The following is a 12,023-nucleotide window of genomic DNA, read 5'->3' as shown; positions in this document are numbered from 1 at the left end:
GCCGGAAACCGGAAACAGATCGGACGCGTTTAAATTGCAAGGCCTTGTGCCTTGCATTTTTTTTGTGCAAACATCTGGTTAGCACCAAAAACTGACAAACCACTTGACCTTGCGTCAGCCGGCGCAAGACCAGAATCGCCACGGCCTCAGGCGATATCGTGTCGACTCGAATGCGCTGAAGCGCAGGCCTGAAAACGGTCTATTTCGTTGGGGTCTGGCTGAATTCCGGAATGATGTGCGGGACCTCGTCGAGGCTATATCCCAAGCCTTTCGTCAGGCCATAGAAAATGCCCATGAGAACCGCCGTGGCGACGGTGGTGCGCAGGACGGCGCGCAGCATATGCGGCCCGCGCGGCGCACTTGGAACCGTGCCCAGCGTGACATTGTGATCGTCGTCCTGTGTCCTGACGCTGAACGGCAGCACGACGAACAGCACGATCCACCAGGTGGCGAAGAATAGTGCGGTGAACGAAACCCAGCTCATGATTGCTCCAGTTCGATCAGCGTACCGAAGAAATCCTTCGGATGCAGGAACAGCACCGGCTTGCCATGCGCGCCTAGCCTCGGGTTGCCGTCTCCCAGCACCCGCGCGCCGGCAGCCTTGAGCCGATCGCGCGCGGCCAGGATGTCGTCGACCTCATAGCAAAGGTGGTGCATGCCGCCGGAAGGGTTCTTCTCCAGGAAGGCGGCGATCGGCGAGCCCTCGCCCAACGGCTCCAGAAGTTCGATCTTGGTGTTGCCGACATTGACGAACACCACGGTGACGCCGTGCTCCGGCAGTGCCTGCGGCTCCGTCACTTCGGCACCGAGCGTGTTGCCATAAGCGGCAACGGCAGCACTCAGGTCCGGCACCGCAAGCGCGACATGGTTCAGGCGTCCGAGCATATCCGAGCTTTCCCTCCCGGGTCCAATGGCTGGCGTCATACGTCAAATCGACTGATATCAACAGCCTTTCACGAGGCGCGCACTGTCGCACTTTGATGAGCAGTCTTCGAACTCCCTCGAACGAGCAGAGGGATTTCAAAATCACGACCCAGGCTATTCCGATCGACAACTGCGAAGTACAAACGGCAATGTTCGACACCCACCCTGCTCGCCCACGCGTTTTCACATTCAGCCTTGGCTCCTTCAAAGTTGCCGCTTTGCTCGATGCCGTCGATGTTCGCGACAACCTTGCGTCGGCCCTGGCACCTGGACAGTCGCCAACCGCAGTGCATGAACTCGCCGTCTCGAACTTCATCGACCGGGATCGCTACGAACACTGCTTCATCCCAACGCTGATCGACACCGGTTCCGAAAAGATCCTGTTCGACACCGGATGCGGAGACGCGGACAGTTCACTCCTGGAATGCCTGCAGGACCTTGGGCTCGGACCGGGTGACATTGATGTGGTGATTATCACCCACGGGCACCCGGATCACATCGGAGGGCTCGTGAAGAATGGCGAACCCGTTTTTCGGCGGGCACGCTATGTATTCGGCGCGGCGGAATTTAGCTTCTGGACCGGGGGAAATGCAGTGCGCGAGGCCAGGTTGGCCAACCGTGATCTATTCAGACGAATCTGCAGCAGCCTTACAGACCAGGTGACATTCATAGCGCCCGGAGATGAGGTTGGGCCAGGGATTACCGCCATCGACGCGGCCGGTCATTCCCCCGGCCTCCTGGCGTTTCTCGTCGAAAGCGACGGCCAGCAATTGCTCATCTGGTCGGACGCCTTCCTGCATTATGTCGTGTCCGTCCAACGTCCGGAGTGGCGTGCTGATCTGGATGACGACAAGGACCAAGCCGTCGAAACCCGCAAGCGACTGCTCAAGATGGCCGTAGAGCGACGTCTGCTGGTCGCCGGCCATCACATGCCATTTCCGGGTCTGGGCTACATCGAATCGGTGGACGGTTCTGTTCGCTGGCTTCCCGTCAGCTACCAGTTGAACGTCTAGGGAACGGCTGCCACCCTCACCGCGTGACGAACACAGTTACCAGCGGTTTCTTGCCCCAGGCTTCGTTGGCGGCGCCGCGCACGGCGCGCCGTACCGCCTCTTGCACCAGGTCGAGATCCTTTCGGCGCTGACGGGGGATCGAATCCACCGCGCCGACCGCCGCATCGATCATCAGATCCTCAAGCGTCTCACCGCCGGCATCGGCTTCGGCGACGCCGATGGCGACCAGATCGGGATCCCCGGCTAGCTCATATTTGTCGTCGAGCACGACATTGACCGCGACATGGCCGGCAAAGGACAGTTTGCGCCGGTCGCGAATGCCCATCGCCTGATCGGTCCCGATCAGGTTGCCGTCCTTGTAGATGCGGCCGAACGGTACCTGGTCGATTATGGTGGCAGGACCGGGCGCAAGCCTCAGCATATCGCCGTCGCGCACCTGCGCCACCTGGCCGATGCCGGAGGTCGACATCAGCGACCCCTGCGCCACCAGATGCGCTGCCTCGCCATGCACGGGAACGCCGATCTGCGGCCGCACCCATTCGTACATCTTGCGCAATTCGCTGCGCCGTGGGTGGCCGGAGACATGCACCAGCGCATCGCCATCCTCGATGATCTTGATGCCGAGGTCGATCAGGCGGTTCTTGATCTCGAGGATCGCCTTCTCATTGCCGGGAATCGTGCGCGAGGAAAACACCACCGTGTCGCCGGCCGTCAGCGACACCGACTTCATCTCTTCGCGCGACAGCTTGGCAAGGGCTGCCAAAGGCTCGCCCTGGCTGCCGGTACAGATGATGACGAGGTTTTCGCGCGGGATGAAGCCAAAATCCTCCTCGGCGATGAACTCCGGCAGCCCGTCCATGTAGCCGAGTTCATCGGCGACATCGATGACCCGCTTCAGCGAGCGGCCAAGCACCAGGCACTGGCGGCCTGCATCGCGCGCCGCCTTGGCAATGGAAACGATGCGGCCGACATTGGAGGAGAAAGTGGTGACGGCGACGCGGCCCTTGGCAGCCTGGATGACGCCCTTCAGTCCTTCGCCGACGGCGACTTCCGAGGGCGACTCCCCTTCCCGCAGCGCATTGGTCGAATCGCAGATCAGCGCCAAGACGCCCTTGTCGCCATAGGCGCGGAAACGCGGCTCGTCGGTTTTCGGGCCGATCGTCGGTTCCGGATCGATCTTCCAGTCACCGGTATGGATGACGGTGCCGGCTGGCGAGGTGATCGCCAGCGACATCGGCTCGGGGATCGAGTGTGCGACCGGGATAGCCTCGATCTCGAACGGACCGACGGTGAATTTCTCGCCCGCCCGGTAAATCGTCAGCGGTATCTTCGGCGCGCCCTGCTCGCCCTGCCGCTTGGCCTCCAGCAGACCGGCGCTGAACGGCGTCATCCACACCGGCGCCTTCAGCTTCGGCCAGGTGTCGAGCAGCGCACCGTAATGGTCTTCATGCGCATGCGTGATGATGATGCCGCGCAGATTGGCGAGGTTCTCCTCGATGAAGCGCGTGTCGGGCAACACCAGGTCGACCCCGGGCAGACTGGCATCTGGGAAGGTCACGCCGACATCGATGACGATCCACTCTCGCGCGCTGGGCGGGCCGTAGCCGTAGAGGGCGAAGTTCATGCCGATCTCGCCAACGCCGCCGAGCGGCACGAACACGAGTTCGGCGTTTTCCGCTTTCGCCATGATTTTTCCCTTCCTGGCCCTCAGGCCAAGCCCCTTAGACCCTGGCCGACGCGACTGCGCCAAAATGCACGTCGCCGGCGGCAATCGTCAAAACCGAACCTTCATCGTCGCGAATCACAAAACGGCAGTCCTCGTCAATGGTTTCAAACACCCCACGCACCACATTACCGTCAATTCTGACAGCAACCTCGCCGCCAAGTCCCGCTGCGCGTGCCAGCCAGCGTCGCCTGACGGCGGCAAGTCCGCGCCCTTCGTCCCACAACCGGGCATTCTCGCTCCAGGCATCCGACAGCGCCAGAAACAGCGTTTCCGCATCGCATGTCGCGCCCAGTGCGCGCAATGATGTTGCCGGATAAGGCAAATCCTCGGGATAAGCCACAACATTGACGCCAATGCCGACAGCCACCGCGAAGCGGCCGCCGTCCAGGATCGCCGATTCCAGCAGGATGCCGGCCAGCTTGGCGTCGGAGGCAAGCACGTCGTTCGGCCATTTCAGTTCGAAACGGCTTTTTCCGGCGCTTGCGCCATCGAGGCCGATGGCGATTCGACCCTTCGGCACCACGGCGTCGAGTGCATCGGCTAGCGCCAGCCCGGCGACGAAGCCAAGCGTTGCGGCAAGGCGAAGCTCGGCAGTGGTCATGACAAGCAGTGTCGCCGCCAGATTGCCCTCGGGCGTCGCCCAGACGCGACCGCGCCGTCCGCGCCCGCTTTCCTGCTTCTTGGAGACGACCCACAGTCTGCCCGGGTCGCCTGCCCGGGCATGGTCCAGCGCCAGCGCATTGGTGGAACCGACGCTGTCATGCGCCTCGAGCCGGAACCCTTCCGACGCCGAGGTTGGAGCCAGCCGAAATGCCATGCCGTCTAGAAGAATGTCTTGGCGGCGGCTTCGGCATAGGTGCCGATCGGCCCGCCGATCAGCACATAGAACAGCACGAAGGCGCCACTGACGCCGAGCACGAGGCGCAGTTCCGTCGCCATCGGCACGAAGCCGCCGACCGGCTCGTCGAACCACATGATCTTGATGATGCGCAGATAGTAATAGGCGCCCACCACCGAGGCCAGAACGCCGATGATCGCCAGCGCGTAGAGGTTGGCGTTGATGGCGGCGAGGAAGACATACCATTTCCCCCAGAAGCCGGCGAGCGGCGGAATGCCGGCCAGCGAGAACATCAGGATGGTCAGGATCGTTGCCATGATCGGGTTGGTCGACGACAGGCCGGCCAGATCGCTGATCTGTTCGACATTGCCTTCCTTGCGCCGCATGGCGAGGATGAAGGCGAAGGTGCCGAGCGTCATCACCAGATAGATCAGCATGTAGATGGCAACGCCACGCACGCCCGCCTGACTGTTGGCGGCAAGGCCGACCAGCGCATAGCCCATGTGGCCGATCGACGAATAGGCCATCAGTCGCTTGATGTTGGTCTGGCCGATCGCCGCGAAGGCGCCGAGCGCCATCGAGGCGATCGAGATGAAGACGATGATCTGCTGCCAGTCGGAGGCGATCGGCTTGAACGCGCCCATGGTGACACGCACCATCAGCGCCATCGCCGCCATCTTGGGTGCAGCCGCCAGGAAGGCCGTCACCGGCGTCGGCGCGCCCTCGTAGACGTCGGGCGTCCACATATGGAACGGCACCGCCGAGATCTTGAAGGCAAGGCCGGCCAGCACGAAGACGAGGCCGAAAACCAGGCCGAGCTGGCGCTCGCCGCTGCCCAGCGCCGAAGCGATCTCCTGGAAGCCGGTGTTGCCGGTGTAACCGTAGACCAGACTGATGCCATAGAGCAGCATGCCCGACGACAGCGCGCCGAGGACGAAATATTTGAGGCCGGCTTCGGTCGAACGCAGATTGTCGCGGTTGATCGCGCACAGCACATAGATCGCCAGGGATTGCAGTTCAAGGCCGAGATAGAGCCCGATCATGCTGTTGGCCGAGATCATCAGCATCATGCCGAGCGTGCTGAGCAGCACCAGCACCGGATATTCGAACTTGTCGAAATGCTCCGCCTTGGCAAATCGCATCGACATCACCAGCGTCACCGCCGAGCCGGTCAGCGCCAACACCTTCATGAAGCGGGCGAAGGAGTCCTGGATGAAGGCGTTGCCATAGGCGCTGCCCTGTCCGGTATGGAAGATCAGCCAGGCGCCAGCAATCACCAGCACGGCAACGGCAAGGCCGGTTACGGTGTTGGCGGTGTTGGCACGCGAATAGGCGCCAACCATCAGCAGCGCCAGGGCACCGATGGCAAGGATCAGCTCTGGCGTCGAAAGCGACAGGCTGGAGAGAAGGTCCGGCGTCATGGTTCGCAAAACCCCTGGTCAGTTCGCCGCCGCGGTTTGCGCGGCGCCGATGGATGCAGTGACATTGGTGACGAGCGACTTGACCGATTCGGCCGTCGCGTCGAAGACGGGCGCGGGATAGACGCCGAAGAAGATGACCAGCACGACCAGCGGGTAGATGATCACCTTCTCACGCGGCGACAGATCCAGCAGGCCCTTCAGGCTGTCCTTGGTCAGCGCGCCGAAGATCACCCGACGATAGAGCCAGAGCGCGTAGGCCGCCGACAGGATGACGCCGGTGGCAGCGAAGAACGCCACCCAGGTGTTGACGCGGAACACGCCAAGCATGGTCAGGAACTCGCCGACGAAACCGCTGGTGCCGGGCAGGCCGACATTGGCCATGGTGAAGATCAGGAACACCGTGGCGTATTTCGGCATGTTGTTGACCAGGCCGCCATAGGCGGCGATCTCACGCGTGTGCATGCGATCATAGATGACGCCGACACACAGGAACAGCGCGCCGGATACGAGGCCGTGGCTGAGCATCTGGAAGATGGCGCCCTGCACGCCTTCTTGGTTCATGGCGAAGATGCCCATGGTGACGAAGCCCATATGGGCGACCGACGAATAGGCGATCAGCTTCTTCATGTCCTCCTGCATCAGCGCCACCAGCGAGGTGTAGATGATCGCGACGACCGACAGTGTGAACACCAGCGGCGCGAACATTTCCGACGCCAGCGGGAACATCGGCAGCGAGAAGCGCAGGAAGCCGTACCCACCCATCTTAAGCAGGATTGCGGCCAGGATCACCGAGCCTGCCGTCGGCGCTTCGACGTGCGCGTCGGGCAGCCAGGTGTGCACCGGCCACATCGGCATCTTCACCGCGAAGGAGGCGAAGAAGGCGAGCCATAGCCAGGTCTGCATGTTGGCCGGGAAATTGTGCGTCAGAAGCGTCGGAATGTCTGTCGTGCCGGACTGATAGAACATCGCCATGATGGCGAGCAGCATCAGCACCGAGCCGGCCAGCGTATAGAGGAAGAACTTGAACGAGGCGTAGACGCGCCGCTTGCCGCCCCAGACGCCGATGATGATGAACATCGGGATCAGACCAGCCTCGAAGAAGACGTAGAACAGCACGATATCCAGCGCGCAGAACACGCCGATCATCAGCGTCTCGAGCAGCAGGAAGGCGATCATGTAGGCCTTGACGCGCTTCTCGATCGCTTCCCACGACGCCAGGATGCAAAGCGGCATCAGGAAGGTCGTCAGGATGACGAACAGCATCGAGATGCCGTCGACACCCATATGGTAGGAGATGCCGGAGTCGAGCCAGGCAACCTTCTCGACAAACTGGAAACCGGCTTGCGAGTTGTCGAAGCCGGTCCAGATGAACAGCGAGATGATGAACGTGAACGTCGTCGTCAACAGCGCGATGGCGCGGATGTTTCGGCGCGCGTTTTCACTGTCATCGTTGATGAACAGGATGAGCAGCACACCAACCAGTGGCAGGAAGGTGACCAGCGAGAGAATTGGCCAGGCGGTCATCAGAGCATCATCCAGGTGACGAGTGCGGCAACGCCAATCAGCATGGCGAAGGCATAATGGTAGAGGTAGCCGGTCTGCAGCTTGACGACGCGGTTGGTGACATCGACGACTCGCGCCGAGACACCGTCCGGGCCGAGGCCATCGATGATGGTGCCGTCGCCGGTCTTCCACAGGAAATGGCCGAGGCGCTTGGCGGGCCGCACGAACAGGAAGTCGTAAAGCTCGTCGAAGTACCACTTATTGAGCAGGAAGGCGTACAGCCCGCGATGATGGGCGGCCAGATTGACCGGCATGTCCGGCGAGCGGATGTAGAACTTCCAGGCCAGCGCGAAGCCGATCAGCATGGCGATGAAGGGCGACAGCTCGACCCACAGCGGCAGTTCGTGGATCTCGTGCAGGATGTGGTTGTCCGGTAGCGTGAACAGCGACGCCTTCCAGAATTCGGCATAGCCCTCGCCGATGAAGGCGCCGTGGAAGATGATGCCGGCAAACAGCGCGCCGGCGGCCAGGACGAACAGCGGCACCAGCATCACTGGCGGCGATTCATGGACGTGGTGCATCACCTCATGGCTCGCCCGTGGCTTGCCGTGAAAGGTCATGAAGATCAGCCGCCAGGAATAGAAGGAGGTGAAACAGGCGGCGATGACCAGGAGCACGAAGGCGAGGCCGGCGACTGAATTGTGGCTGGCAAAGGCGCTCTCGATGATGGCATCCTTGGAGAAGAAACCGGCGGTGCCGATGACCGTCACCGGGATGCCGACGCCGGTCAGCGCCAGCGTGCCGATCACCATCATCCAGTAGGTGGACGGGATCAGCGACCTCAGGCCGCCCATCTTGCGCATGTCCTGCTCGTCGGAGACGGCATGAATGACCGAGCCCGAGCCGAGGAACAGCAGCGCCTTGAAGAAAGCATGCGTGAACAGGTGGAAGATCGCGGCACCGTAGGCGCCGACGCCGAGCGCGACGAACATGTAGCCGAGCTGCGAACAGGTCGAATAGGCGATGACGCGCTTGATGTCGTTCTGGACGAGACCGACGGTCGCGGCGAAGAAGGCGGTGAAGGCGCCGATGAAGGTGACGACCGTCAGCGCCGAATGCGACAGTTCGAACAGCGGCGACAGCCGCGCCAGCATGAACACGCCGGCGGTCACCATGGTGGCGGCATGGATCAGTGCCGAGACCGGCGTCGGGCCTTCCATGGCGTCTGGCAGCCAGGTGTGCAGCGGCACCTGCGCCGACTTACCCATGGCGCCCATGAACAGGAGCAGGCAGACGATCGTCATGGCCGACTGCTTGTCCAGTGCATAACCGAGGAAGGTCAGCACGGCAGCACCTTGCGGCGCGCCTTCAGCCGGAATGAAAGTCGCCGCATTGGCGAAGATGGTGCCGAGATTGACGGAGCCGAACAGCACGAAGACGCCGAAAATGCCGAGCGCGAAGCCGAAATCGCCGACGCGGTTGACGACGAAGGCCTTGATGGCGGCGGCGTTGGCCGACGGCTTCTTGTACCAGAATCCGATCAGCAGGTAGGAGGCGAGGCCCACCCCTTCCCAGCCGAAGAACATCTGCACCAGATTGTCGGCCGTCACCAGCATCAGCATGGCGAAGGTGAACAGCGAGAGATAGGCGAAGAAGCGCGGCCGGTTCGGATCGTGGTGCATGTAGCCGATCGAATAGACGTGGACCAGCGCCGACACCGTGTTGACCACCACCAGCATCACCACCGTCAGCGTGTCGATGCGCAGCGCCCAGGGCGCCTCCAATCCACCCGACTGGATCCAGCGCAGCACCGGCACGGTGAACACCTCGCCATGGCCGAAGCCGACGGTGAAGAAGGCGACCCACGACAGCACCGCGGCGATCACCAGGAAACCTGAGGTGATGTATTCGGATGCCTTGGCGCCAAGCGACGTGCCGAACAGGCCGACGATCAGGAAGCCGAGCAGGGGAAGGAAGACGATGGCCTGATACATGGTGGTTCCGTCAACCCTTCATCATGTTCACGTCTTCGACCGCGATCGAGCCGCGGTTGCGGAAGAAGACGACGAGAATGGCAAGTCCGATGGCAGCCTCGGCCGCCGCGACCGTCAGCACGAACAGCGCGAACACCTGGCCGACGAGGTCGCCGAGTGCGGCGGAGAAAGCGACGAAATTGATGTTGACCGCAAGCAGGATGAGTTCGACCGACATCAGGATGACGATGACGTTCTTGCGGTTCAAAAAGATGCCGAACACGCCCAGCGTGAACAGGATCGCCGATACGGTCAGATAATGTGCGATGCCGACGACCATCTCAGACTCCTTCGCCCGACTTCACCTTGCGGATTTCCATGCCGGTCGCCGCGGTGCGGCCGACCTGGGCTGATATCGACTGCCGCTTCACCCCCTCCTTGTGGCGCAGCGTCAGCACGATCGCGCCGATCATGGCGACCAGCAGCACGAGGCCCGAAATCTGGAAGTAGTAGAGGTAGTCGGTGTAGAGGATGTCGCCGAGTGCGGCCGTGTTGGTCCGCGTGGCGAGATCCGGGATCGGTTTCGACACCGTCGAGGCCAACTGCGGCGCGAATGTATAGCCACCGAGCACGACGATCAGCTCAGCCGCCAGGATCAGCCCGACCAGCGCGCCGATCGGTGCATATTGCAGCGCGCCTTCCTTCATCTCGGCGAAGTCGACGTCGAGCATCATGACGACGAACAGGAACAGCACCATGACCGCGCCGACATAGACGACGAGCAGGATCATCGCCAGGAACTCGGCGCCCGTCAGCATGAACAGGCCAGCGGCGTTGAAGAAGGTCAGGATCAGGAACAGCACCGAATGCACGGGGTTGCGCGACGAAATGACCATGAACGCCGACGCCACCGCGACAAAGGCGAAGAGGTAGAAAAAGGCCGCCTCTAGTCCACTCAGCATGGGGTTCCCCCGGGTTCCTGTCCGGACCGGCTCTCGCCATGTCCGCTTCTGTGACTTGGTACCGCCTCCGGTTCCCAAGCCGCGTTGTCCTTAGACGAGGCCCCTCGCCCCGTCCATGCGTCAAATATCAGCGGTACGGTGAGTCCAGCGAGATGTTGCGCGCCAGTTCGCGCTCCCATCGGTCGCCATTCGCCAAGAGCTTGTCCTTGTCATAGTAGAGTTCCTCACGCGTCTCAGTCGCGAACTCGAAATTCGGCCCCTCGACGATAGCGTCGACCGGGCAGGCTTCCTGGCAGAAGCCGCAATAGATGCACTTCACCATGTCGATGTCGTAACGCACCGTACGGCGGGTGCCGTCATTGCGGCGCGGGCCGGCCTCGATGGTGATGGCCTGCGCCGGGCAGATCGCCTCGCACAGCTTGCAGGCGATGCAGCGTTCCTCGCCATTGGGATAGCGGCGCAGCGCATGCTCGCCACGGAAGCGCGGGCTGGTCGGACCCTTCTCGTGCGGATAGTTGATCGTTTCCTTCGGCGCGAAGAACTGGCGCATCGACAGGAAGAAGGCGCTGACGAAATCCTGCAGCAGCAGCGATTTTGCGGCTTGGGACAAAACGGACATCACGCAAACCCCGTGATCTTGAGGAAGGCGGCGGTGGCGACCACCATGAACAGCGAGATCGGAAGGAACACCTTCCAGCCGAGCCGCATCAGCTGGTCGTAGCGGTAGCGCGGCACGAAGGCCTTCACCATGGAGATGCCGAAGAACACGAAGCAGACTTTCAGCACGAACCAGATAACGCCAGGCACCCAGGTGAACGGCGCAAAGTCGAAGGGCGGCAGCCAGCCGCCGAGGAACAGGATGGTGGCCAGCGCGCACATCAGCACGATGGCGACATATTCACCGAGGAAGAACAGCAGGAACGGCGTCGATGAATATTCGACCATGTGACCGGCGACCAGTTCCGATTCGGCTTCCACCAGGTCGAAGGGCGGGCGGTTGGTCTCGGCCAGCGCCGAGATGAAGAAGATGACGAACATCGGGAACAGCGACAGCCAGTGCCAGTCGAGGAAGGTATTGGGCAGGCCGAGCTTCGTACCCAGCCCATCCTGCTGCGACAAGACGATGTCGGACAGGTTGAGCGAACCGGCGCACAAAAGCACGGTGACGATGACGAAGCCGATCGAGACTTCGTAGGACACCATCTGCGCGGCCGAGCGCAGCGCGCCGAGGAACGGATATTTCGAGTTGGACGCCCAGCCGCCCATGATCACGCCGTAGACCTCGAGCGAGGAGATGGCGAAGACATAGAGGATGCCGACATTGACGTTGGCGATCGCCCAGCCCTGGTTGACCGGAATGACCGCCCAGGCCGAGATCGCCAGCACAGCCGAGACCAGCGGCGCCAAAAGGAACACGCCCTTGTTGGCGCCTGACGGGATCACCGGTTCCTTGAAGACGAACTTCAACAGATCGGCGAAGGCCTGCAGCGTGCCCCAGGGGCCGACGACGTTCGGACCGCGGCGCAGCTGAACCGCCGCCCAGATCTTGCGGTCGGCGTAGAGGATGTAGGCGACGAAGATCAAAAGCACGACGATCAGCACGACCGACTTGAGAAGGATCAGCAGCGCCGGCAGCACGTAGAAGGAGAAGAAAGTGTCCATG

General features: G+C 62.1%; 12 protein-coding genes. 1 reads left to right on the top strand and 11 read right to left on the bottom strand.

Annotated elements, in window-relative coordinates; translation table 11 throughout:
* Window positions 1–199: 199 nt before the first annotated feature.
* Window positions 200–484: a DUF1467 family protein gene (locus AC1D10_RS20055; protein WP_477274866.1), complete on the bottom strand. Its 285-nt coding sequence runs from the start codon at window positions 482–484 to the stop codon at window positions 200–202.
* Window positions 481–885: a methylmalonyl-CoA epimerase gene (gene mce, locus AC1D10_RS20050; protein ID WP_477274864.1), complete on the bottom strand. Its 405-nt coding sequence runs from the start codon at window positions 883–885 to the stop codon at window positions 481–483. The genes AC1D10_RS20055 and mce overlap by 4 nt, the downstream gene beginning before the upstream one ends.
* Window positions 886–1,073: 188 nt before the next feature.
* On the opposite strand from mce, the gene AC1D10_RS20045 reads away from it, so the two are divergent.
* Window positions 1,074–1,937 carry an MBL fold metallo-hydrolase gene (locus AC1D10_RS20045; RefSeq protein WP_477274862.1) on the top strand — a complete coding sequence of 288 codons (864 nt, stop codon included), beginning with the start codon at window positions 1,074–1,076 and terminating at the stop codon, window positions 1,935–1,937.
* A 16-nt stretch (window positions 1,938–1,953) separates the two neighbouring features.
* Here AC1D10_RS20045 and AC1D10_RS20040 read toward each other — a convergent pair whose 3' ends face one another.
* The 9 genes from AC1D10_RS20040 to nuoH form a co-directional block, all read right to left on the bottom strand.
* Window positions 1,954–3,624 (bottom strand): ribonuclease J, encoded by a 1,671-nt coding sequence (locus AC1D10_RS20040; protein WP_477274860.1) that lies wholly within the window; start codon window positions 3,622–3,624, stop codon window positions 1,954–1,956.
* 34 nt (window positions 3,625–3,658) lie between these two features.
* On the bottom strand, window positions 3,659–4,480 hold the full coding sequence (locus AC1D10_RS20035; protein WP_477274858.1) for a biotin--[acetyl-CoA-carboxylase] ligase: 822 nt from the start codon (window positions 4,478–4,480) through the stop codon (window positions 3,659–3,661).
* Between the two features lie 5 nt (window positions 4,481–4,485).
* Window positions 4,486–5,922, bottom strand: a complete 1,437-nt coding sequence (gene nuoN / locus AC1D10_RS20030) for an NADH-quinone oxidoreductase subunit NuoN (protein ID WP_477274856.1) — start codon at window positions 5,920–5,922, stop codon at window positions 4,486–4,488.
* A gap of 18 nt (window positions 5,923–5,940) precedes the next feature.
* A complete protein-coding gene (locus AC1D10_RS20025; protein WP_477274854.1) occupies window positions 5,941–7,446 on the bottom strand; it encodes an NADH-quinone oxidoreductase subunit M in 1,506 nt (501 codons plus the stop codon).
* Window positions 7,446–9,419 (bottom strand): NADH-quinone oxidoreductase subunit L, encoded by a 1,974-nt coding sequence (gene nuoL / locus AC1D10_RS20020; RefSeq protein ID WP_477274852.1) that lies wholly within the window; start codon window positions 9,417–9,419, stop codon window positions 7,446–7,448. Before nuoL ends, AC1D10_RS20025 begins: the two co-directional genes overlap by 1 nt.
* 10 nt (window positions 9,420–9,429) lie before the next feature.
* Entirely contained in the window at window positions 9,430–9,738 is a 309-nt protein-coding gene (gene nuoK / locus AC1D10_RS20015) for an NADH-quinone oxidoreductase subunit NuoK (RefSeq protein WP_019858930.1), read from the bottom strand.
* 1 nt (window position 9,739) lies between these two features.
* Complete coding sequence (locus AC1D10_RS20010) at window positions 9,740–10,360, bottom strand: NADH-quinone oxidoreductase subunit J (RefSeq protein WP_477274850.1); 621 nt, start codon at window positions 10,358–10,360, stop codon at window positions 9,740–9,742.
* 127 nt (window positions 10,361–10,487) lie between these two features.
* The gene (gene nuoI, locus AC1D10_RS20005; protein ID WP_477274848.1) at window positions 10,488–10,979 is read right to left on the bottom strand and encodes an NADH-quinone oxidoreductase subunit NuoI; all 492 of its coding nucleotides are present in this window, start codon (window positions 10,977–10,979) and stop codon (window positions 10,488–10,490) included.
* Window positions 10,979–12,022 carry an NADH-quinone oxidoreductase subunit NuoH gene (gene nuoH, locus AC1D10_RS20000; RefSeq protein ID WP_095087231.1) on the bottom strand — a complete coding sequence of 348 codons (1,044 nt, stop codon included), beginning with the start codon at window positions 12,020–12,022 and terminating at the stop codon, window positions 10,979–10,981. The genes nuoI and nuoH overlap by 1 nt, the downstream gene beginning before the upstream one ends.
* Window position 12,023 lies beyond the last annotated feature (1 nt).

Source organism: Mesorhizobium sp. P2_A8, from assembly GCF_056404935.1.
The sequence above is the reverse complement of the archived record's forward strand: the minus strand, read 5'-3'. Positions and strand labels throughout refer to the sequence as shown.